Source organism: Bacteroides sp. GD17 (assembly GCF_038448625.1).
Taxonomy (GTDB): domain Bacteria; phylum Bacteroidota; class Bacteroidia; order Bacteroidales; family Bacteroidaceae; genus Bacteroides.
In genome coordinates this window covers 130,567-153,038 of record NZ_JBCEZS010000009.1, presented here as the reverse complement: position 1 = coordinate 153,038, position 22,472 = coordinate 130,567, and the positions used below count along the sequence as shown (strand labels likewise).

Annotated in this window: 18 protein-coding genes; 9 read left to right on the top strand and 9 right to left on the bottom strand. The window is 45.6% G+C overall.

The genetic code is table 11. The features are described from left to right. Positions 1-7 precede the first annotated feature (7 nt). The 7 genes from AAE250_RS15245 (at position 8) to AAE250_RS15215 (ending at position 8,278) form a co-directional block, all read left to right on the top strand. The gene (locus AAE250_RS15245) at positions 8-772 is read left to right on the top strand and encodes a LytR/AlgR family response regulator transcription factor (protein ID WP_294598420.1); all 765 of its coding nucleotides are present in this window, start codon (positions 8-10) and stop codon (positions 770-772) included. A 67-nt stretch (positions 773-839) separates the two neighbouring features. Continuing rightward, positions 840-1,490: a ribulose-phosphate 3-epimerase gene (rpe, locus tag AAE250_RS15240; RefSeq protein WP_294598417.1), complete on the top strand. Its 651-nt coding sequence runs from the start codon at positions 840-842 to the stop codon at positions 1,488-1,490. Positions 1,491-1,565: 75 nt separating this feature from the next. Beyond that, positions 1,566-3,608 (top strand): ComEC/Rec2 family competence protein, encoded by a 2,043-nt coding sequence (locus AAE250_RS15235; protein ID WP_294598498.1) that lies wholly within the window; start codon positions 1,566-1,568, stop codon positions 3,606-3,608. A gap of 91 nt (positions 3,609-3,699) precedes the next feature. After that, positions 3,700-4,737: a DHH family phosphoesterase gene (locus AAE250_RS15230; RefSeq protein ID WP_294598414.1), complete on the top strand. Its 1,038-nt coding sequence runs from the start codon at positions 3,700-3,702 to the stop codon at positions 4,735-4,737. Between the two features lie 103 nt (positions 4,738-4,840). Then, positions 4,841-5,443, top strand: a complete 603-nt coding sequence (locus AAE250_RS15225) for a DUF4827 domain-containing protein (RefSeq protein ID WP_294598411.1) — start codon at positions 4,841-4,843, stop codon at positions 5,441-5,443. Positions 5,444-5,466: 23 nt separating this feature from the next. Beyond that, entirely contained in the window at positions 5,467-6,855 is a 1,389-nt protein-coding gene (gene glmM / locus AAE250_RS15220; RefSeq protein ID WP_294598409.1) for a phosphoglucosamine mutase, read from the top strand. 67 nt (positions 6,856-6,922) lie between these two features. Continuing rightward, positions 6,923-8,278 (top strand): alanine/glycine:cation symporter family protein, encoded by a 1,356-nt coding sequence (locus AAE250_RS15215; protein WP_294598406.1) that lies wholly within the window; start codon positions 6,923-6,925, stop codon positions 8,276-8,278. Positions 8,279-8,607: 329 nt separating this feature from the next. On the opposite strand, the gene AAE250_RS15210 is transcribed toward AAE250_RS15215, so the two are convergent. After that, positions 8,608-9,141, bottom strand: coding sequence for an NUDIX hydrolase (locus AAE250_RS15210; RefSeq protein ID WP_294598403.1), 534 nt, complete (start codon positions 9,139-9,141; stop codon positions 8,608-8,610). Positions 9,142-9,144: 3 nt separating this feature from the next. Next, on the bottom strand, positions 9,145-10,374 hold the full coding sequence (locus tag AAE250_RS15205) for an S-adenosylmethionine:tRNA ribosyltransferase-isomerase (RefSeq protein ID WP_294598400.1): 1,230 nt from the start codon (positions 10,372-10,374) through the stop codon (positions 9,145-9,147). A 108-nt stretch (positions 10,375-10,482) separates the two neighbouring features. On the opposite strand from AAE250_RS15205, the gene AAE250_RS15200 reads away from it, so the two are divergent. Next, positions 10,483-11,613 (top strand): DUF2027 domain-containing protein, encoded by a 1,131-nt coding sequence (locus tag AAE250_RS15200; protein ID WP_294598397.1) that lies wholly within the window; start codon positions 10,483-10,485, stop codon positions 11,611-11,613. 2 nt (positions 11,614-11,615) lie between these two features. Here the strand turns inward: AAE250_RS15200 and AAE250_RS15195 are convergent, their stop codons facing one another. The 7 genes from AAE250_RS15195 to AAE250_RS15165 form a co-directional block, all read right to left on the bottom strand. Next, positions 11,616-13,106, bottom strand: a complete 1,491-nt coding sequence (locus AAE250_RS15195) for a serine/threonine-protein kinase (RefSeq protein ID WP_294598394.1) — start codon at positions 13,104-13,106, stop codon at positions 11,616-11,618. Positions 13,107-13,108: 2 nt separating this feature from the next. Next, positions 13,109-14,080, bottom strand: a complete 972-nt coding sequence (locus tag AAE250_RS15190) for a PP2C family protein-serine/threonine phosphatase (RefSeq protein ID WP_294598391.1) — start codon at positions 14,078-14,080, stop codon at positions 13,109-13,111. Between the two features lie 2 nt (positions 14,081-14,082). Beyond that, positions 14,083-15,813 (bottom strand): FHA domain-containing protein, encoded by a 1,731-nt coding sequence (locus AAE250_RS15185; protein WP_294598388.1) that lies wholly within the window; start codon positions 15,811-15,813, stop codon positions 14,083-14,085. 17 nt (positions 15,814-15,830) lie between these two features. Then, positions 15,831-17,105 carry an FHA domain-containing serine/threonine-protein kinase gene (locus AAE250_RS15180; RefSeq protein ID WP_294598385.1) on the bottom strand — a complete coding sequence of 425 codons (1,275 nt, stop codon included), beginning with the start codon at positions 17,103-17,105 and terminating at the stop codon, positions 15,831-15,833. 2 nt (positions 17,106-17,107) lie between these two features. After that, complete coding sequence (locus AAE250_RS15175) at positions 17,108-17,779, bottom strand: FHA domain-containing protein (protein ID WP_294598383.1); 672 nt, start codon at positions 17,777-17,779, stop codon at positions 17,108-17,110. Positions 17,780-17,791: 12 nt separating this feature from the next. Next, positions 17,792-18,448: a BACON domain-containing protein gene (locus AAE250_RS15170; protein WP_294598380.1), complete on the bottom strand. Its 657-nt coding sequence runs from the start codon at positions 18,446-18,448 to the stop codon at positions 17,792-17,794. Between the two features lie 88 nt (positions 18,449-18,536). After that, a complete protein-coding gene (locus AAE250_RS15165) occupies positions 18,537-19,931 on the bottom strand; it encodes a serine/threonine protein kinase (protein ID WP_294598377.1) in 1,395 nt (464 codons plus the stop codon). Between the two features lie 460 nt (positions 19,932-20,391). Between AAE250_RS15165 and AAE250_RS15160 the strand changes: the two genes are divergently transcribed. Further along, positions 20,392-22,425 (top strand): tetratricopeptide repeat-containing sensor histidine kinase, encoded by a 2,034-nt coding sequence (locus tag AAE250_RS15160; protein ID WP_294598374.1) that lies wholly within the window; start codon positions 20,392-20,394, stop codon positions 22,423-22,425. The last annotated feature ends 47 nt before the right edge of the window (positions 22,426-22,472 follow it).

Here is a 22,472-nt window from a genome sequence, read left to right as displayed (position 1 = left end):
ATATCTTATGAAGGCTTTGATTATAGAAGATGAGAAAGCTGCTGTCCGTAACCTGACGGCGGTTTTGGAGCAGGTGGCTCCCGATATGGAAGTTATCGGCATACTGGACAGCGTGGCAGATGCGATAGATTGGTTTGCCGCCCGTGCCATGCCGGAGTTGGTGTTCCTGGATATTCATCTGGCAGACGGCTCGGCTTTTGAAATCTTTGAGCATGCGGACATTACTTGTCCTATTATCTTCACTACGGCTTACGATGAGTATGCCTTGCGGGCATTCAAGGTGAATAGTATAGATTATCTGTTGAAACCTATCGGAGAAGAAGAGGTGCGGGCGGCGCTTGCCAAATTGGAGCATCTGCACGGAAAGCGCCCGGACGAACCGGAGTTCCTGCAACTGATAAGGACACTAAAGCGGGAGGATAGTTATAAAACTCATTTCCTGGTGCCGGTCAAGGGCGATAAGCTGATACCTTTGTCCGTAGAAACAGTCTCTTATTTTTATATTGCAGAAGGGATTGTGAAAGCGGTGGCTATGGACGGCAAAGAATATGTACTTAGTCAGACATTGGATGAGTTGGCAGAGTGTCTGAATCCAATTTCTTTTTTCCGTGCCAACCGGCAATATCTCATATCAAAGAGTGCGATCAAAGATATTGATTTATGGTTCAACAACCGGCTTGCCATTAATCTGCGTATCGCTACTCCCGAAAGAATTCTTGTCAGCAAGGCGCGTGTTGGGGAGTTTAAGGAGTGGTTTGCAGGAGAACATTAGGCTGTCTGAAATCTTTTGTCTACATTTGTACGTTATTAAGATATATAACCTTTAAGAATGTAGCATTATGAAACCAATCATATCTCCTTCTATACTGTCTGCCGATTTCGGTTATCTGGCAAAAGATATTGAAATGATTAACCGCAGTGAGGCCGGATGGGTGCATATCGACGTTATGGACGGTGTGTTTGTTCCGAATATATCTTTCGGCTTTCCGGTACTAAAGTATGTGGCGCAGTTGTCGCAGAAACCTTTGGATGTGCATCTGATGATTGTGCAGCCGGAGAAGTTCATCCCGGAGGTGAAGGCTTTGGGGGCGCATGTGATGAATGTGCATTACGAGGCTTGTCCGCATTTGCACCGGGTGGTACAACAGATACGTGAGGCGGGTATGCAACCGGCGGTGACAATTAACCCGGCAACACCGGTCTCTTTGTTGAAAGATATCATAGAAGATGTATATATGGTGCTGGTGATGAGTGTCAATCCGGGATTCGGAGGACAGAAGTTCATAGAGCACACCATCGTGAAAGTGCAAGAATTGCGGGAACTGATAACGGTTACCGGTTCGCAGGCCTTAATAGAAGTGGATGGCGGTGTAAATCTGGAAACCGGTGCACGGCTGGTAGCTGCCGGTGCCGATGTATTGGTAGCCGGGAATGCTGTATTTGCGGCACCTGATCCTGAGGAGGCGATCCGGGCATTGAGAAATCTGTAAAGATAATAAAAGCTAATACTATTTTGTGCTTTGATAATCGACGACTTGCAACGGCATCCTTTCCTTCGACTTTTGATGCCGTTGGCAGGTGGTATTTTGTGCGGGGATGCGTTTCCTCATGTATTTCCTATGTGGTTGTGTCTGGCCGGTTTTCTGTTGTTGCTCTTCGTCTTTGTTCTTTGCCGGTATTGGTATTCCCGTTGGCTATATGGGGTGACGGTGTACTTTTTCCTTTTTGGTCTGGGCTTTCAGCTTGTAAGTCGGCAACTGGAACAGACAGAGTATACTTTTCCGAACAAACCTTCTGTTTATAAAGTCTGTATCCGGGAGAAGCCGGAAGTGAAGGAGCGCAGTATTCTATGCCGCGTGTCTTTAGAGAAAGAACTTCGTCAGGATACGGTTATTATCAATCCCCGGAATAATCTTTTTCTGCTTTATTTCCCGAAAGACTCGGCGGCAAATGGCTTGCAGCAAGGTGACGAATTGCTGATACATGCCCGTCTTTCTCCTCCCAGCAATAATGGTAACCCGGATGAATTTGATTATGCCCGCTACTTGAGACGGAAAGGTGGTAGCGGTACGGCATACATTCCTGCCGGACACTGGAAGGTAGTAGGGCACAATGCTTCCCGTACCTTGCGCCAGACAGCATTGGAGTATCGGGAAAAGATCGTCTCTCTCTATCGCAACTCCGGTTTCAAGGGCGATGAACTGGCGGTTCTCTCAGCACTCACCGTAGGAGATAAAGAAGAACTGAGTGACGATATTGTAGAAACCTATTCCGTAGCAGGCGCCAGCCATGTACTGGCTCTTTCGGGACTGCATATCGGCTTTCTTTATGCACTGCTCTGGCTGCTGATGTCCCCCTTGTGGAAGCGATGGAGGTGCCTGAAGCCTATTCTGCTTTTGCTTATCATCCTTTTCCTGTGGAGTTTTGCCTTTCTCACGGGATTATCCTCTTCGGTGGTACGGTCGGTCATCATGTTTTCGCTTCTGGCACTTGCCGGCTTGCAACCGGAGAAACCTTTGACGATAAACACCCTTGCAGGAACTGCTTTCCTGATGTTGTTATACAACCCGGTTTGGCTTTTCGATGTCGGCTTTCAGTTATCCTTCTCGGCAGTAGCTGCAATATTGCTTTTTCAGCCTAAGCTATATGCTTTGTGGAAAGTAGAAAACCGTCCCTTGCGCTACCTATGGGGCTTGATAACCGTTTCTGTAGCTGCCCAACTGGGAACCGCTCCTTTAGTCATCCTCTATTTTTCCCGTTTCTCCACCCACTTCCTGCTGACTAATTTGTGGGTGATTCCAATGGTATCTCTTATTCTATACTCGTCTGTGTTTTTTCTGGTGCTGACTCCTTTCCCCTTTTTGCAACATGCATTTGCATCGGTGTTAGAAGCGTTGGTGCGTACTCAGAATTCAGTGCTCCAATGGATAGAGCAACTTCCTTCCGCTTCGGTAGATGGTATTTGGACGGATGTATGGGAGGTTTTGCTATTCTATCTGTTTCTTGGATGGGCGTACACCAGCCTCACCAGGCGTACTATCCGCAATGTCTATGCCGCCTTGTTTGCGCTGTTACTGCTGGTTTCTTATCATTCTGTTTCCACTATTTCCAATGCTCCTCATCGTAGCATCGCCTTTTACAATGTACGCGGCTGTCCTGTTGTTCATTGCATGACGAACGGTAGCCGTTCCTGGCTGGCATGTGCCGATAGCCTGCCGGACATCTCACGATTGCAGCATGTCCTTTCTCCTTATTGGAACCGCCTGCGTTTAGATACTCCCCAACTTATTACGGGAGATTATTCTACTCCCAATCTATCCGTAAGAAATCAGATCGTCTCTTATGCCGACAAGCGTATCTGCCTCCTTCATGATGCCCGTTGGCAGTACAAAATCTCTTCCCGTCCTGTTTCTATTGATTATCTTTATATTTCCAAAGGCTATAAAGGCCGCATTGCAGACCTTACTTCCCTGTTTTCTATCGGTACGGTAGTGCTGGACGCCTCCCTTTCTGCCTATTACCAAGAGCGGATTATCAACGATTGCATTCGCTTGGGGCTTCCTCATCTTTCTCTTTCCGAAAAAGGTTCTATCCGCATATTATTATAAATCATAAACTTTTCGTACTTTTGTCCCCTCAATTGTTATAGATGATATGGAACAACTCCAATCGTCTAATCATAAAATCGCAAATAATTATATGCTGACTAAAGTAATAGAACAATCCAAGATAGACCATTTCACCAAATGGTTTGAGCGTGCAGACAAGATAGTAATCGTTTCACATGTAGCCCCCGACGGAGATGCCATTGGTTCCTCCTTGGGGCTGTGGCACTTCCTCGACTCGCAGGGCAAGACTGCGAACGTCATTGTACCGAATGCCTTTCCCGACTTCCTGAAATGGATGCCCGGAAGCAAGGATATCCTTCTGTACGACCGCTACAAAGAGTTTGCCGACAAACTGATTGCCGAAGCCGACGTCATCTGCTGCCTGGACTTCAATGCCATTCATCGGATTGACGCCATGGGGGATGCTGTACTTGCTTCTCCCGCCCGTAAGATATTGGTAGACCATCACCTGCATCCCGAAGAATTCTGCCAGATTATTATTTCCCATCCGGAGATCTCTTCCACTTCGGAACTCGTCTTCCGTCTGATTTGCCGTATGGGTTACTTCAGCGATATTTCCAAAGAAGGAGCAGAGTGTATCTATACGGGTATGATGACCGATACCGGCGGCTTCACCTACAACTCCAACAATCGCGAAATCTATTTCATCATCAGCGAATTGCTGTCGAAAGGTATTGACAAGGATGCCATCTACCGCAAAGTATTCAATACTTACTCCGAGAGCCGCCTGCGCCTGATGGGCTATGTATTGTCGCAGATGAAAGTATATCCCGAACATCATGCCGCCCTGATCTCTCTGACCAAGGCTGAGCAGAGCCGCTTCGACTATATCCGTGGAGACAGTGAAGGCTTTGTGAATATACCTCTGAGCATCAAGGGTGTTATCTTTTCCTGCTTCCTGCGTGAAGATACGGAGAAACCGATGATAAAGATTTCCTTACGTTCGGTAGGCACTTTCCCTTGTAATCAGCTGGCTGCCGAATTCTTTAATGGCGGCGGACATCTGAATGCCTCCGGCGGGGAGTTTTATGGCACGATAGAAGATGCCCGGAAGCTCTTTGAACAAGCATTGGAGAAATATAAGCCGTTGCTTAATGCCAAAGGATAAAAAAAGTTCAGCGGTAAAGGTTAAAAGATACGAACTTTCCACGTGCAACTTTCAACTTTCAAGGAAATCAGATACTTTTGTACGAATTTACTAAATAACAGCAATGAAGAAACTTACTTTATTCTTTTTGACTTTACTGGCATTCGGCCTGGGCTTTCAGGCCTGCGACAATACAAAGACTTATGCTGAGATGCTCGAGGAAGAGAAAGACGCAATAAAGGCATTTATCAGAGACAGTAGTATCACAGTCATTTCCCAAAGCCAATTTTATGCACAGGACTCCACGACGGATGTGAATAAGAACGAGTATGTGCAACTTGCAAGCGGTGTGTATATGCAGATTGTAGACAAAGGCTCTACTAATCCGGCAGATACCGTGAAGCCGAATGACCTGATACTGGTGCGCTTCTCGGAATTCAATATTCTGACGAATAAACCTACCGGCGTCTCCAATCTGAATGATCCGACTCTGGTGGATGAGTTCAGATATAGCGTGACTTCTTCTTCTATCGCAGGTATATTTACTCAGGGAATTATGCTCTATTATGGTCAGGCAGTGCCTGCCGGCTGGCTGGTTCCGTTGATTTATGTCCGCGACAGGGCGCATGTAAAGCTGATTGTTCCTTCCAAGATGGGACAGACAGATGCCATGCAGTCCGTTTACCCTTGCTACTATGATATTCAGAAATACCAAATCTGGAACTAACCAATAATTTAAATTATTAACCTATGACTCTAATCAAATCTATCTCTGGAATCCGCGGAACAATCGGCGGAGGCGCAGGCGAGGGATTGAATCCGCTCGACATTGTGAAATTCACTTCTGCGTATGCCACACTTATCCGCAAGACGTGTACTGTAAAAAGTAACAAAATCGTAGTGGGACGCGATGCCCGTATCTCCGGCGAAATGGTAAAGAACGTAGTTGTCGGTACCCTGATGGGTATGGGCTGGGATGTAGTGGACATTGACTTGGCTTCTACACCGACTACCGAACTGGCTGTGACGATGGAAGGTGCCAGCGGCGGTATCATCCTCACTGCCTCGCACAACCCCAAGCAGTGGAATGCATTGAAACTGCTGAATGAAAAGGGTGAATTCCTCAATGCTGCCGAAGGCCAGGAAGTGCTCCGCATTGCTGCTGCCGAAGAATTCGATTATGCCGAAGTAGACCAACTCGGTTCTTATCGCAAGGATCTGACGTACAATCAGAAGCATATCGACAGTGTGCTGGCGCTCGACCTTGTAGATGTAGAAGCCATCAAGAAGGCAAACTTCCGCGTAGCCATTGACTGTGTAAACTCTGTGGGCGGTATCATCCTTCCGCAGCTGCTTGAGCAACTCGGCGTTCAGCATGTAGAAAAGCTCTATTGCGAACCTACCGGTAACTTCCAGCACAACCCCGAACCTTTGGAAAAGAACCTGGGTGACATTATGAATCTGATGAAGGGTGGCAAGGCAGATGTTGCTTTTGTGGTAGACCCCGACGTAGACCGTCTGGCTATGATTTGTGAAGACGGCAAGATGTACGGCGAAGAATATACGCTGGTTACCGTTGCCGACTACGTTTTGAAGCATACTCCGGGCAACACTGTTTCCAATCTGAGCTCTACCCGTGCGCTGCGCGATGTTACCCGCAAGTACGGACAAGAATATTACGCTTCTGCCGTAGGCGAAGTGAACGTTACTACCAAGATGAAAGAAGTAGGCGCCGTGATCGGTGGCGAAGGCAACGGTGGAGTTATCTATCCTGCCAGCCATTACGGTCGTGATGCTTTGGTAGGTATTGCTTTGTTCCTGAGCCATCTGGCACACGAAGGTAAGAAGGTGAGCGAACTGCGTGCCACTTATCCTGCATACTTCATGGCAAAGAACCGTGTGGACCTGACTCCGGAGACGGACGTAGACGCTATCCTTGCCAAGGTGAAAGAGATCTATAAGAACGAGGAAATCAACGACATCGACGGTGTTAAGATTGACTTCCCCGACAAGTGGGTACACCTGCGTAAGAGTAATACGGAACCGATTATCCGTGTTTATAGCGAAGCCGGTACACCGGAAGCTGCCGAAGAAATCGGCCAGCAGATTATGAAGGTGATTGAAGATCTGGCAAAATAATCTGAAAATATAATAAGATTGTCCCACTTTCCCGTGAAGCGAAAAGTGGGACTTTTTTTAAACTACTATGAACGACATTCTTAATTCCATCGGTACTACGATTACTTCCATCAGTGACTTTGTATGCGGCTATCCGCTGTTTATCCTCCTGATAGGCGGAGGGTTGTTCCTCTTCTTTTATTCGGGAGGCGTTTCTTTGCGTCGTATCGGTTATTCGGTGAAGGCTTTGCGGTATAAGTCGGAGCTTTCGGGCGAAGGGCAGATCAGTTCTTTCCAGGCATTGATGAGTGCCATTGCATCTACGGTGGGGATGGGGAACATTGCCGGAGTGGCCATTGCCATCACGGTGGGAGGTCCGGGTGCCATCTTCTGGATGTGGGTGAGTGCTGTGGTGGGAATGTCTACCAAATTCTTTGAAGGGGCTCTTGCCATCATGTACAAGGGGCACGACTCGGCGGGCGAGCCGCAGGGAGGTACGATGTATATCATTCTCCACGGACTTGGCAAGCGATGGAAGCCGCTGGCATATTTCTTTTCGATAGTGGGGCTGATAGGTACGCTGTGCGTGATGCAGGCCAATCAGTTGGTGGAGTCGGTTACTACGGTTTTCACTACGCCTGCGGGCATTGAGAATACGTTGGGGCTGCGTTTTGTGATGGGAGTGGTTATCAGTCTGATAGTAGGGGCGGTGATTATTGGCGGCATCCGGCGCATATCGGTAATCTCGGCAAAGGTGGTGCCGGTGATGGTGGCTTGCTACATGCTTCTTGTATTCGTTATTATCTGCTTGAATCTTGATAAAGTGCCGGGCGTGCTGGCATCTATCTTCGAGTCGGCTTTCAGCATGAAGGCAGGGATAGGTGGTATACTGGGTATTGCATTGACCGGTGCACGCCGGGCGGCGTATGTCAATGAGGCGGGAGTGGGCACAGCGTCCATGATGCACGGCGCTTCGCGCAACGATAATCCTGTGCGCGAAGGGTTGGTGGCTATGATCGGGCCGTCCATCGACTCGGGACTTGTTTGCACGTTGACGGCGCTCCCTATCCTGATTGCGGGAAACTATGCGTCGGACGGAGGGATAAAAGGGCTTTATATTGCGTTGAATTCATTTGAACAACTGCTTCCCGGCTACGGGCAGTACCTGTTGATGGTGATGGTTTTCTTCTTTGCTTTCTCTACAATGTTTTCCTATTCTTATTACGGGCTGAAGTGTACCAACTTCCTGTTTGGTGCAGAGAATGCCAAATACTATAATTATTTCTACCTGGTAATGATTGTCGTTGCCGCTATGATTCCGCTGGGGGCTGTGGTGGCTGTCATGGATCTGGCGTTCGCGTTGATGGCTCTGCCTACGATGCTTTCGTTGCTGTTGCTTGCGCCCCGGGTGAAGAAGTTGATGAAAGAGTACTTTGCAGCTTAGTTTGCTCGATTCTTGTCAAGAGCAGATTTATGTAAGATTAACGGACGGGAGGTTTACACTCCTGTTTTCTATTCTCGAAACAGATGGTCTGTTTGCTCAGAACGCATGGTCTGTTGAGTAGAGATAGACCATGTGTTTGCCTGGAACAGACCATGTATTTCCCAAAGGTGAACGTACCGATTACTAAGGTGTGGCATTGGGAGAGCAAACATGTGGTATTGCGAATGATGCGCTGTTGGGAGAAAAAAAGAACGGAGAAGCAATGCCCCTCCGTTTATACTAATTTAAAATTGAATTCTAAATAGAATTACGAATACAAATATACGAAATCAGAAAGGCGATGTCAAGTGTTTGGACGGATTTCTTATGCCCACTGTTTCTATTTCTCCTTCAAAGTTCGGAGTGAATACTCCTTTTCCGATGTTCTCTTTGATTTCATCCATGCTCCAGAAACGTCCGCCCTCTAGTTCGTCGCTGGGATGTATTTCTCCGTCGTACACGGTTTTGTGTACAAAGACGAGCTCGCGTTCGCGGGCAGACTCAAAGACGTAATGCATCAATGTTTCGGGAGTGAAGTCCGTAATGCCCAATTCTTCGCGCACTTCGCGCTTTAATGCCATTTCCACGCTCTCGCCCAGGTCTACATGACCACCTACGGATGTGTCCCACTTACCCGGCTGGATATCTTTCCATTCGGGGCGCTTCTGCAGATACAGTTCACCTTTGGAGTTGAACACATGAAGGTGTACGACCGGATGCAGCAGTTTGCTTCCGTCGTGGCATTCTCCGCGCGTGGCGGCACCTGTGATGTTGCCTTGTTCATCGACAAGGGGAAACATTTCTTGATTATTGTCGCTGTTCATTGTTTAAGGTATTAATAAAGAGGAATCCCCATAACTGAGGAACCGGAAATTGTGGCTCAGTGCATAATCGTATATTTTCCGCCAATCTCCGTGTACGAAAGCCGATACAAGCAACAGCAGGGTGCTTTGCGGTTGGTGGAAGTTGGTGACCATCGCTTTCACGATACGGTACTTATATCCCGGGGCAATAATAATCTGTGTACTGGTATGCAATGTCTCCATCCCGTGCCGGTCGAGGTAGCAGACGATGGCCTGCAGGGCATCGACAGCAGGAGTGGCGGAGGCTTCGGCAGACATTTCGTATGGCTGCCACTGCTTGACGTGCAGTTCTTCTTCCGTAGCATCGGGATTATTCAGAAGGGTAATTCCGATGTGATACAGGCTTTCCAGTGTACGGACGGAGGTCGTGCCTACGGCAACGGCTTTGCCGTCGTGTGCTATCAGTTTCTGCAACGTGCTGCGCGATACGGAGATATACTCCGTATGCATCTCGTGCCCTTCAATCTCTTCACTCTTCACGGGCTTGAATGTACCTGCCCCTACGTGCAGGGTCAGTTCTTCCAGGTCGACGCCTTTGTCACGCAGTGCGTCGAGTACGCGCGGTGTGAAGTGCAGTCCCGCGGTGGGAGCGGCAACCGAGCCTTTTATTTTGGAATATACGGTCTGATAAGTTTCCTTATCGCTTTCCTGCGTCTCGCGGTTCAGATAAGGAGGGATGGGCAGTTCGCCGAAAACTTCCAGGATATCGGCAAAGGTCACTTCGGGATTGTTCCACCGGAAGTCTATCCAATGGCTGGTTCCGTGGCATTCGCCGCGTTCGGCGGTCAGGGTAAGCGGCTGGCCTTTGACAGTCATCTCCCGTTTCAGAATGCCTTCTTTCCATTTCTTCAGATTACCTATCATGCAGAGCCAGGCGGCATGTTCCGTCTGCTGGAAGTTCAGTACGTAGTCGTTCGGCTGTATCGGTTCCAGGCAGAATACTTCGATCAGTGCCCCCGTCTCTTTGCGGAAATGCAGGCGGGCCTGGATCACTTTGGTATTATTGAATATCATCAGACTGCCTGTCGGCAGATACTCGGGCAGTGAGGTGAATACGTCTTCGGAAACTTCGCCGTGGCGATACAATAGCAACTTGGATTGGTCTCGTATGGGAAGCGGAAATTTAGCGATACGCTCGTCCGGCAACGGGTAATTGAATTCGCTGATATGAATGTGTTTAGGGTCTTGCTTCATGACTTTATATTTTTACGCTGGGCAAAGGTACGGATATTTATCGTCTTTTTTCTATCTTTTTTTGTTGAGTTGCCGTATCTTTGTGCATTAAATAAAATAATTGATAAGATGAAAATTGGAGATAAAGTACGTTTCCTCAGCGAAGTAGGGGGCGGTGTTGTGACAGGATTTCAGGGAAAGAACATTGTGTTGGTAGAAGATGCGGATGGTTTTGACATACCGATGCCTGTACACGAGTGTGTGGTGATAGAGACGGATGATTATAACATTCCCACTCCGGCTGCCAAGGCAGCTGCCAATAAAAAAAAGGCGGAAGAGCAGCATGCACGCTCGGCTACGGCCTTATCGAAACCTGCTGCCGGTGCATCTGCCTCCTCCGAACCGCAATCCGTGCGTTTGGAGAAACCTCAGGTTTCAGTCTATCGCCAGCCTGAAATGAAAGGCGGGGATGTACTGAATGTCTTTCTTGCTTTTGTTCCGGAAGACATCAAGGCAGTCAGCACCACGCCTTTTGAGGCTTACTTGGTGAATGACAGTAATTACCATATGTACTACACCTATCTCAGTGCCGAAGGCAAGTCCTGGACTGTCCGTTCGCATGGCTTGCTGGAGGCGAATACAAAACTCCTGCTGGAAGAATTCGAGAAGTCGGAACTGAATGACCGTGAGCGTGTGGCTGTACAACTTGTCGCATTCAAAGACAACCGTTCATTTGCCATGAAACCGGCTGTCAGTGTAGAGGTTCGCATTGATATGGTGAAGTTCTACAAGTTGCATACTTTCCAGGATTCGGACTTCTTTGAAACACCGGCACTTATCTATGATATCGTGAAGGATGACCAGCCTGTCAAGCAGGTCTATGTCTCTGCCGAAGATTTGCAGGCTGCTTTGATACAGAAGAAAACCGTCGACGTTCCTGCCAAACCTCAGACTCTTGTCAAGCGTGGCGGCAAAAATGAAATCGTTGAGATAGATTTGCATATCGGTGAATTGCTGGACGATACCCACGGCATGAGCAATAGCGAAATCTTGAATTACCAACTGGATAAGTTCCGCGAAGTAATGGAGAAATATAAGAATAAGCGTGAACAGCGTATTGTCTTCATCCACGGAAAAGGTGACGGTGTACTCCGCAAGGCATTGCTGGATGAACTGAAACGGAAATATTCCAACTGCCGCCATCAGGATGCTTCGTTCCAGGAGTATGGGTTCGGGGCGACGATGGTGACGATAAAGTAAGGTTAGAGTTCCAAACTTATTTTAGTACTCTTTCTGACAGTTTTTTCCTGCGGTGAAGCGGATTGCATCATCTCAGCTTCTATTTGCTGGATTGCTCTTTTGGCTTTATACACAAATCTGCCTTTAGGGTATTGCCGTAGATATTTCTCATAGTCAGCCACGGTTTGACAGTTATAAAAGAAACGCTCTTCATTCTCTCTTCTTATCTTTGCGCTGTCGGGAGCAGGGGAGGGCGTTTCGGCTTTTGGCTTGGGTTTGAATCTTGTGGGCTGTTTCGCCGGCAATTCTTCTTCTATGGGTTGTTCTGCTTCTATGGTATCTACGGTTATTTGAACTGCTGCCTCTCTTCGTTGGACCTCTTTTATGCTGTCTTCTACCAGCATTTGAATTTTCAGTTTTACGAATTCAGCATGAGAAGAGGTTGGGTAACGGTTCAGGAAATGCTTGAAGTCTTCTTTTGTACGGCATGCAGTATATGTGCGTTCTTCTTCCAAGTTTCCGAAGAATGTGGAAATGCCTTTGATCAGTAGTAATACCAATAGTATGCTAAGGGCAATCCAGCCGGCTAGCCGCTTGCTTACATGTTTATTGGGTTTCTTCTTAATATGTGGCGACGTGCTTGGTGGCAGGGCAGAAGATACAGAAGGTGTAGCGTGTGTTACCGGGCCTAAACTGGGCTGTGATGCTTCTTGCTTCAACATGGAACAAGCATATTCATAGGCTTGTCGGGCTGTAGGTCGGTCCCATGTATTGATGGAAAGACATGTATGTATGAATTTGGTCAGTTGGGAAGAATATTCTTTATTCAAAGCAGGGATACGTGCACCGTTTAGTTGGACGCAACCGCCCATGCCTTCCCATAGCAGGTGTCCGCTTAATAATTCATACGCGCTCATACCCAGAGACCATATATCACTGGTTGCTACTATAAGTGGATTTTCGGAGAAACGTTCCGGTCCCATATAAGCAAGAGTTCCCGAACTTTCTACTTTATTGACGCTTTTGCGGAAGGTGTGTTCCAGCTTACGACTGATTCCAAAATCGGAGATGATGAATCTGCCGTCATCGCCAATCAGAATATTGTCGGGCTTGATATCTTGATGGATGACCGGAGGAGTCTGTCCGTGTAGGAACATCAGTCCGCATGATACGTCGCGGATGAAGTGCCATAGTTGTTTCTCGGACATCTTGCCTGCCAAGATAGCGGAGGAGCCATTGGAACAGTAGGGCATTACCAGGAATGGACACTGTTCGAAAACATCGAAATGGTTAAGATGCAGCAAGTTAGGATGATGTAATTTATAGGCAAGTTTAAATTCTTCCCGAAAATCCTTTATGCCATTGTCATCCAACCGACCGTAGTACTTTATGGCAACTTCCACATCTGCCAATAAGTTTTGTGCCAGCCAGACTTCACCAAAGCTGCCTGTACCCAACCTTTTCTTCAACTGATAATGTTCAGCAAATATGTCTCCACTCTTTAGTTGCATCATCTTTAAAGAATCTTATAACAATAGAAGCCTATTGCCAGAATCAGAATCAAAAGCAGCAGTAGAACTTTCTGAAACTTATGGTTATTAGGCTTGCTGAATACGGTGTTGTTCAGTTTGGTCTTGGGAGCTGCATCTCCCTCCTGGATGATGTGGCAAAGAACGATGGTAACATTGTCATACCCTCCTGCAGCAAGGGCTGCTTCTATCAGCTGGTCTTTGCAAACGCCGAGATCCTCCTGATTTGCTTCTATGATTTCCATGATTTCCTCGTCGTGGCACAAACCGCATAATCCGTCACTGCATAGCAGAAGAATGTCGCCATCCTTTAAGCTATAAGAGCGGAAATCCGGATTGGATCGATTGGTAGGATCGCCTAAACATCGGGTAATTATATTGCTGTAAGGATGATCAAATGTGTTTTCCGGATTCAGTTTCCCTTGGTCCACCAGATCTTGTACATAAGAGTGGTCCTTGGACAAACGGTAAAAACCCGAATTGGCATTGAATACATAGCAACGGCTGTCACCGCACCAGGTAATGTAAGCTTTATCATTCAATATCCAGGCAAGGACAATAGTAGTACCCATCCCCTGGGTACTACTATCTTCTTTACTTGTATTGACAATATTTAAATCAGCGGTCTTGACTACCTTTGTCAGAAACTCTTCGATGGCTTCTTCTGAGTTAACAATACCTTCTTGAGTAACGATTTTCTCCAGTTTCTCAGTTGTAAATGCGTCTTGTATCGTCTCGATGGCAATGGCGGATGCAACCTCTCCGGCATTTGTACCACCCATTCCGTCGGCTACGACCAGCAAGCTGCCGAACTTGCCCAAAGAAATCGTTTCAGAAGACTGCGGGACAAACCATTCAGTCTGGCTTAGATCACGGTTGACTACGAAATTGTCTTCGTTGTTCTTCCTTACCAAACCAACATTGGTACCTGCCGCTAATTTAATTTTAATCTCAGACATATTTAATTCTTTAAATTTCCTATTGGCACTAAACGGTCTTTACCTTCTATACTGCCCACCATGAAACCGATTACTTTGTAACCATCATCTTCTAGAAGGAATGCCGGAGAACCGTAATATCCATGTTCTGCTACGCGATTCTGTAATATGATGGTTCTATATTTTGTATCAGCTATATTGGTGTGATCGTTGAAATGTGCCGGAGTAAGGTTATGAATATCTGCATAGCCTGCATAACCTACCATTTGAACTTCTGTCCCTCCACTCATATTGTCTGCTGCAGCTATATCATAAGGGAGTCCTTCACCATGAATCCCTTTTCCTCTAATATATGCCCAGCTATAAGCTGTAGGGGTAACGATGCTGACATTGATATATTTTCTGCGCTCATACTTCACTTTTATGCCATGTTCTCTTAACTGTACTCTGATTGATTTATCGACCTCTATTTCGGTCAATTGCATGTCATTCATTCTGTTAGTTGCAAAATCACCATTCGTAAATGTCAGAGGCCTTCCTGTTCCCTTTGTGCTATAGGCACGATAATGGATAATAATATTACATCCGCCTCCTTTATATACCGCCAGAAGCTTGCGCCATGAATCCTTCCATTCGGTATTGGAATAAATCCAAGGCTCTATATTCTGTCTATCCGTTACAAATGTTCCGTCTGAAAGCATAAAACCGGTTCCACAAATGATGTCTGATACTTGTATGCCCGGATCGAATTTGGCACCATTATATTCTATTTCAATACGGTCTACTTTGATCGTATAAATATGATCATAATAGTCTTTCAAGTCTCCCGAAGCATTCTCGTCTTCTTTTGCGGTTATAGCCGGTTCTTCGTCATATTGTGGCTTTGCTTGAGGCGCGGTATTTTGTGGTCTGATGTCACTTGCTTCTTCCCTTGCAGCAATCATACTGCTCGAAAGATTATCCAAATCAGATTTCACTTTATAGAAGCTGGCATTCACATGACTTAACTGTCCGTTCACATTGGCTAATTGTGTTTTCAAGGCTTCCGTATTTCCGTCACTATTGCGAAGTTTTGCTTCCAGATCCCTTTGTTGAGCTTCTAAGGATGCACGTTCAGTACCCAATGAATCCAATTGATTCTGATATCCTCTTAACTGAAGTTCTTGTTGCTCTGTTTTCTCTGCCAGCAGTTCGTTCTTTACACCTAAGCTATAATTCCAGGCAGCTAAACCGGCTATGGCCAATACGAAAACGATTCCCATAACAGTTAGTGCTGTCTTGTAAGGGCGCAGGGCTTGTTTACGGAAAAGGCTCATTCTTTCTGTCAAGCCAATGCTGGAGGTCAATGCTTGGCGGCCTTGCGGAACAATAAATCCTAAACGTGGTCCTCCTACGGACAATTGTATCTCGTCTCCGGTTTGCAGATAGTAGGAACCGTTGATCGGATGTCCGTTCACCAATGTCGGATTGGATTGTGAGAGATGAATCAGTTTCCAATTCTCGCCATCACGTACAATTGCAGCGTGTTTGCGACTGACAGTCTCGAAGCTTTCGTCAAAGCGCACCTGGCAGGAGGCATCTCTACCCAGTTCTACCTGATCGACAATGATTTTCTGAGATTCGCCTGCCTGATGATACTTTGAGGAGGCTTTGTGTTCCAAGATGAAGTAAGTTCTACCCGAAGCACCCATCAATGCTCCCATTCCGGCACCTACGGAGCCGGCTAAGGTACGTTTGTAATTTTGTGTATCCATACTATTTGGTATATAAATTAGTAATTTTCAAATCTCATCTTTACATCTCCGATAGATACAATATCACCTGTTTTCAGTATATAACCCTGTTGGGTGACTTGCGTGGAATTAACATAAGTGCCGTTACTGGATTCTTGCCATGTCTTCTGTTCTTTTTGCCATTGTCCATCCCTGATAATCCAGTAGTCGCCGGCAGGAGTGGTCTCTATGGTACAATGATGACGCGATACATAGGCACTTTGTCGTTCTTTCACAGGCAACAGATTATCTGAACCTCTTCCAATGGTAAGTATTCTTCTGCCGTGCTGAACTAAGTCGCTCAATTGATAAATCTTTCCAAATTCTTCCCCCTGCATGATGCGCATACAGAAGCCGCGAACAATCTGTGGTGGGCAATATCCTTTTTCCATGACAACCTGAGTTACTTCGGGTAGGTACTTCAAAACCTCCTTAATGGATTGGAAGCGGCTTTTAAAGTCCGGGTTCAGACATCCCGAGAAAAGTGGATGCCATTGTTCCCCATTCTTTATATGTGCCAGCTTTTGTCGGTTCCATTCTCCGTTTTTTCCTCGCTTTTGGTACTGTGCCAATTCATTGTGACTGGTCAGTTCACCGAAGGGCAAACTTCCGGTCAGCAATTGAAAAGCCAGAACTCCAAAAGAGAAGATATCGGTTGTTGGCAAGACGGTAGCTTCGCCCCGCACACGGTTTACTTGTTCGGGTGGCATATAGGCATAAGTACCAAATATCTGATTGGGTTTACCGAAGATATTTCGCTCCGTCATGCGTTTATTTCTGTCGCCTGCAATACCAAAGTCCGTCAGTGCAGCCATTCCGTTACTTTTGAAAAGAACGTTCTCCGGTTTTAGGTCACGATGCACTTTCCCTCTGATGTGCAAAGCATGGAGACCTAAGAGGATTTGTTGGCAAATCAATGGAATCTTGTTGCTGCCGGAACCTAAATACGGGGTAAGGTCTCCTCCGGAGCAGTATTCCATGACAATAAAAGGATTGCCCCCGACTGTACCATAGTCTAATGAACGGACCAGGTAATCGCAATCTATCTGTCCCGTTTTGAATTCCATTTCAAAACGATCCATCAGTGGTTTGCGGATGTCGGGAGGAACTTCCCACAACCGCAGTAATTTCAGTGCATAGTTCTTTCCCGCGCCGTCCGTCACTCGATATACTTTACCGAATGAGCCTTCGCCCAATGTTTTGGAGACTTGATAACGGTTATCAATGTACTCGCCTACATTATAATCACATCTATCGACAGCTTGGTTGGTCACAGTCAGTCACTTTCAAATTTGAATCTTCGATCGCCTAACACTATGATATCATCCGGCATTATTTCTATTTTTCTGTTTGCCTGGATGTAGGTAGTTTTGAGTTCACTTCGGTCAACGATGTACCAATGTCCGTCTTCGAAGACTATTTCTGCTTGTTCCTTCGAGGTGATAGTACGGTTGGCTACCTCTGTGTTTTCCCGGTTCAGGATGACGGACTTGCCTTCATAGTCGAATCGTTCGGGAGAGATCTTCTCGTCCTCTTCCGGGATAATTGTCAGAGAACAGCGAGGCAGTGCATCGGGTTCCGTATCTGCTATGTTCTTTATCTGTCTGCGGATGGTCGGTCTGTGCATGCGAATGCCACAGTTGGGACAACTTGCAAACTCACCTGCTACCGGATAACCGCAATTAGGGCATTCTGTAGTCAACTGCGTAACGGTTGGACGGTTCTCTGCATCATTCACAGCGGAGAACACAACCGTTTTTCTGCATTTCTCTTCGTCGGGATTTGCATTTAATACTGTAGGTTTGGGAATTGCTTCTCCATACCTTTCTCCTTGAACAAAATTGTTCTGACTGTCAGCATACCCTTCCACGCTTCTCAACGGTTGTCCGCATTTCAAGCATACTGTTGTGTTGGACCGATTGTCCCAACCGCAATTCACGCATCTCATAAGAACTTATTTTTAGAATAATCCTCCTTTTTTCTGGGAAATGATGATTGAAGAGATTTCTCCTCCTTTGCTCTTCACAATGAGAGTTCCCGTTCTGGCTTTCTTAGTCTTCTCCACTTTTAGGATCAGTTTGCCACGGTCTTTTGCTATGGCTTCGCACCACTCGGGTATATCTGCGACTTCCCATTCGGCATTGGTGTCTACTTGCAGTTCTTTTATCTCTCCTTTGGCGCTGAATTCCAATGTTTCTAATGCTATGTTGATAAACTCTTTCTGTCCGCCTTGTATCACGATGACTTTCTCTTTCATCTTCTCGTTGCTGATAGTGATCGTGGCTCTACGTTCTGTAGTCAACCAATTAGTCTGACAGTTTATAGACAATGTTTTTTCTTTTGGAACTACAGTACACCAGTCGGCATCCGATGTAGCTGTCCATTCTTGTGGGGTGCTTTCTACTTTGATGGTCTCTCCACTTTTTGTCTCGCAGCCAAATTGTACAGACTTTGGAGTAACCGCAAGTCTGGATATGACAGGCTCAGGGGCGGGAGTAGGGTGAAGGATATTCTCACATGTCTTGATTTTGCTCATGCAAGCTTCCGTCAGCTTACTGTCACATTGCATGGCTGCTTTAAAAGCTTTGATTGCTTCTTGATATTTCTTTCTCTTCATGTTTGTTTCCCCTTTTTGATAAAGGGCTGCACATTGTCCCCATGCACTACTTATTGGCATAGAAAGCGCGAAGGCAAGAATAATTAATTTAATGTACTTCTTCATTTTCATTATTATCTATGTTTATGTATGGTTCTATTTTCTTTGCGCGATTTTCAAAAACTTGAGAGGCTTCTGCCTGATCCAGCTTTTTCATCGTACCTGCCAACTCTGTAAATACATAGTATGCAGAGTCTAATACATCTTCTACTTGGCTCATCCTTTCTTTTATATCTTTATATATCGTTGTTGAAACGGAGTCTTTGTAGTAGTCCGCTTGGCGGTATTTTCCCATAGCGATAATATAGAAGTCTTCGAATACAGAATCGTTCTTTTGCTTCAAACTGTCAATTTGATACCGGAATGTGTCTCCGAGGGCTTCATAGCTCTTGCCTTCCAGAATGATGGACATACACAGTTTGTTATAATCAATGGCAGGAATTGTGTCTTGTATTGGTCCCGGTTCCGCTTCTGTTTTTCCTCCGCTCGTAGATAAATAGATGGTCAGTATAGCTATGATACATGCAGCTATACCGGCAACTGCAATGATAAACTTATTGTTTTTCTTTTTAGGTTGAACCGGAATATTCTCTTTTATATCAGACGGTTGCGGTTCTACGGAATTCTTTTCATTTATATGTTGATTTGTGTAATCAGCCACTTGTTTTGCTGTAGGTCTGTCCCAAGTATTCAAGGCAAGACATTTATAAATGATATCTTTCAGCTCTTGTGAGAAATCTTCATTGATGAGTGGGATATCTGCACCGTTTTTCTGCAATACACCTCCATGGTCTCCATAAGGCGGCATACCGGTCAACAATTCGTACATCGTTGCGCCCAATGACCAAATGTCACTGGCCATGATGGGGGCAGGTGATGGTCCGAAACGCTCCGGTCCCATATAGGCTAATGTTCCTCCACTTGATTCTTGCGCTTGATTTCTACGTAACGTACTTCTAATTCTTGCGCTGATACCAAAATCGGTAATCATATATCCACCTTCATCATTGATCAAGATGTTATCGGGCTTGATGTCTTGGTGAATAACGGGGGGAGTCTTTGCATGCAGATAAGCCAATCCTTCAGCAACATCATGAAGCAAATGCCAACTTTCAGTTTCTGTAATCCGACTATTATTAGTAAGATATTTGAATGTAGATCCGTTTTTGCAGAAAGGTAAAATGAGATAAGGCATTCGCTCCCAACAGTCATAATAGGTGGGATGTAGCAAATTGGTGTGATTCATATCAAAAACCAAAGCAAACTCTTGCGTGAAAAGAGAAATACCTGCATCATCAAGTCCCATTCCCGGTGCATATATTTTTATGGCAACTTTGACATCCGTCAATTTATCTTGTGCCAACCAGACTTCAGAAAAGCCTCCTCTGCCTAATTGTTTGAGTAGCTCATATCTATCTGCTATAATCTGTCCTGTGTTTAACATACCCTATAAATTAAAAGATTTGTCCTTTTTTGGAGAATTGCCTCTTTATGTATTTGTAATTCTCTCTCTACAAAGTAATTAATAAAAATGTAAATAAGAAAATAGAGAAAATTGAGAAATGTACCAAAATGCTTTATTGTGGTTTATGAGGATAAATGTATTACTATGCTGCTCTTTTTTGTTGAAAAAAGAATGGCTTGTTATACGATTCTTTGTATTTACTTGCAAGTAAATACAGTAATTCTTTTTATTTTCATTCCAGTTTGATGCGTTGAGGCATATTAGCTAAGTAGTACGTGAAGCAGGAATAGAAAAAGAGAAAGTGGCGTGTGAAGTTGGAATCCGGTTGGTAAATATTCTCTGTCTGTTAAGAAAAACTTGTTTTATTTTATTGTTATTCGCAAAAATATTTTAAGTTTGCAAAATACATTGAATAAACAAGCTAATTGAAGAGTGAGATATGAGTGAAAGTGCAAGAAAGCGTACCCTGTTTTATATCTATTTCTTATTGATAGGGTTAATTGTTTTTAATGCTTGTGTATCTGGAAATAAGAAGCCCGAAGACTTGGACCTACAGGCATTCGAGACTTTTTCCCGCATGCACGGAGATTCCGTGGCCATTGCTCCCCGAAGGGTGCGGGCAAAGGCTTTTCAGCGAATGGAAGAAGCACAGGACAGTCTGGTGAAGTACAGTTATCTGTCTATGACTTTGAAGACCTATCTGATTACTTCGCAACTCGATTCGGCACGAATTGTCATTCGTCAGATAGAAGATTTTGTACAAAAGCAACCGTATTCCCCGCAGATAGCGGATTTGAGTTCGGAATGCTTCAATATGCGGGGGAACATTTACGCGCGGACGGGCTACATGGACTCTGCCGAATATTATTTCCGGAAAGCCTATGAACAGCGGATGCAAGGCACCAAGATTGAAGTCATCCCGGACATCTTGATGAACCTTGCCGATGCCAGCAACCGTCTGGGAAAGTTGGATGTGGGCGCTGCCTGGTATAGAAGGGCCTTGTTGTTGTGCGATTCATTGAACATCACTTCCGCCAAGAAGCCTCCTATTTATTACGGATTGGCACAAGTCTACGTCACGATGCGCGATTTTGAGCAGTGCGACTATTACAATAACCTCGCTGCCGGAAGTTATGAAAGCATGCTGCCGTATGAGAAATATATCTATCTGAATAACAGAGGAACCTCTTACTACTATCGGGAAGATTACGAGACGGCTATGGATTATTTCAAAAAAGTAGTCAGCTTGGTAGAAGACTATCCCGATATGGGTTTTGAGTTAAATCTGAGCTGGCTGAACTTGGGAGACTGTTTTCTTCAACTCAATGAGGCCGATTCTGCTGCCAAATACATGAATAAGTGTGAGCCTTTCTTCGAACAGCTGGGTGTGACTACTGCCCTTTACTATATCGATACGCAGAAGATTGAACTGGCATTGTTGCAAAAAGACTTTCAGAAAGCCCGCCGCATACTTTCGGAGAGTGTTGCTCCGCCGGATATTGACCCCGACATGGTGCATATCCGCAATAAATACCTTCAGCAGTTCTATGAAGAAACAAACAATTATCAGCAAGCCTATTACTATCTGAAAGAAAACAACCTGCTTGATGATTCCGTCCGGAACGAGCGTGTGCGGATGCATACGGCGGACTTGACTATGCGTTACCAGCAAGATTCTACCTTGATGGCACATAAAGTCCTGTTCCAAAAACAGCGGAACGAAATGTTGACGTTGCGGCAAACCCGCCTTGTGATACTTGCCATCGCAGTGGTAGCTGTTTTAATTGCCGGTTTCCTCTATCTCTATAGTAAGAAGAAACGTGCTTTACTGCTTGCTCAGAGTCGTCGCACCGTTTCCACACTCCGCTTGGAGAATATCCGTAACCGTTTGTCGCCTCATTTCATCTTCAATGTGCTCAACCAGGAGATGGCAGGCCGGAAGACGGAGGAACAACGGGAACTCTCCTCATTGGTAAAACTGATGCGCCGTAACCTCGAACTGGCGGAACAACTATGTGTTACCCTGGCCGAGGAACTGGATTTTGTGAAAACTTATATCGACTTGGAACGCCGTTCTTTAGGTTCGGCATTTCATTCGGAGATAGAGATAGGGGAAGATGTGCATCCCGAACATGTTTCGATTCCCTCCATGATGATACAGATTCCGGTTGAGAATGCCGTGAAGCATGCCTTGCGGGGGAAGGAAGGCGACCGTAATCTCTGGATTTCCGTTTGCCGCCAGGAGAGTTTCATCTGCATTAAAATCACGGATAATGGGGGGGGCTATCGACCGAACAGTAAGAACAGAGGTACCGGCACGGGAATGAAGGTTATTATGCAAACCATCCAGATACTCAATAATAAAAACAAAGAATCTATTGATGTTTCGGTGCATAATGTCTCCCTGCCCAATGGGGAAATAGGGTGCGAAGTTGCATTCCGGTTGCCCGATAACTATGATTATCGAATTTAAAGAAAGACTGCTTAGTCCTGTTTTTAGTAAGGATAGGATGTATTATA

Excerpts from the sequence above, each read along its gene's own strand:
- AAE250_RS15245 (WP_294598420.1), top strand. The coding sequence starts at position 8 with ATGAAGGCTTTGATTATAGAAGATGAGAAAGCTGCTGTCCGTAACCTG.
- rpe (WP_294598417.1), top strand. The coding sequence starts at position 840 with ATGAAACCAATCATATCTCCTTCTATACTGTCTGCCGATTTCGGTTAT.
- AAE250_RS15235 (WP_294598498.1), top strand. The coding sequence starts at position 1,566 with ATGCCGTTGGCAGGTGGTATTTTGTGCGGGGATGCGTTTCCTCATGTA.
- AAE250_RS15230 (WP_294598414.1), top strand. The coding sequence starts at position 3,700 with ATGCTGACTAAAGTAATAGAACAATCCAAGATAGACCATTTCACCAAA.
- AAE250_RS15225 (WP_294598411.1), top strand. The coding sequence starts at position 4,841 with ATGAAGAAACTTACTTTATTCTTTTTGACTTTACTGGCATTCGGCCTG.
- glmM (WP_294598409.1), top strand. The coding sequence starts at position 5,467 with ATGACTCTAATCAAATCTATCTCTGGAATCCGCGGAACAATCGGCGGA.
- AAE250_RS15215 (WP_294598406.1), top strand. The coding sequence starts at position 6,923 with ATGAACGACATTCTTAATTCCATCGGTACTACGATTACTTCCATCAGT.
- AAE250_RS15210 (WP_294598403.1), bottom strand. The coding sequence starts at position 9,141 with ATGAACAGCGACAATAATCAAGAAATGTTTCCCCTTGTCGATGAACAA.
- AAE250_RS15205 (WP_294598400.1), bottom strand. The coding sequence starts at position 10,374 with ATGAAGCAAGACCCTAAACACATTCATATCAGCGAATTCAATTACCCG.
- AAE250_RS15200 (WP_294598397.1), top strand. The coding sequence starts at position 10,483 with ATGAAAATTGGAGATAAAGTACGTTTCCTCAGCGAAGTAGGGGGCGGT.
- AAE250_RS15195 (WP_294598394.1), bottom strand. The coding sequence starts at position 13,106 with ATGATGCAACTAAAGAGTGGAGACATATTTGCTGAACATTATCAGTTG.
- AAE250_RS15190 (WP_294598391.1), bottom strand. The coding sequence starts at position 14,080 with ATGTCTGAGATTAAAATTAAATTAGCGGCAGGTACCAATGTTGGTTTG.
- AAE250_RS15185 (WP_294598388.1), bottom strand. The coding sequence starts at position 15,813 with ATGGATACACAAAATTACAAACGTACCTTAGCCGGCTCCGTAGGTGCC.
- AAE250_RS15175 (WP_294598383.1), bottom strand. The coding sequence starts at position 17,779 with ATGAGATGCGTGAATTGCGGTTGGGACAATCGGTCCAACACAACAGTA.
- AAE250_RS15170 (WP_294598380.1), bottom strand. The coding sequence starts at position 18,448 with ATGAAGAGAAAGAAATATCAAGAAGCAATCAAAGCTTTTAAAGCAGCC.
- AAE250_RS15165 (WP_294598377.1), bottom strand. The coding sequence starts at position 19,931 with ATGTTAAACACAGGACAGATTATAGCAGATAGATATGAGCTACTCAAA.
- AAE250_RS15160 (WP_294598374.1), top strand. The coding sequence starts at position 20,392 with ATGAGTGAAAGTGCAAGAAAGCGTACCCTGTTTTATATCTATTTCTTA.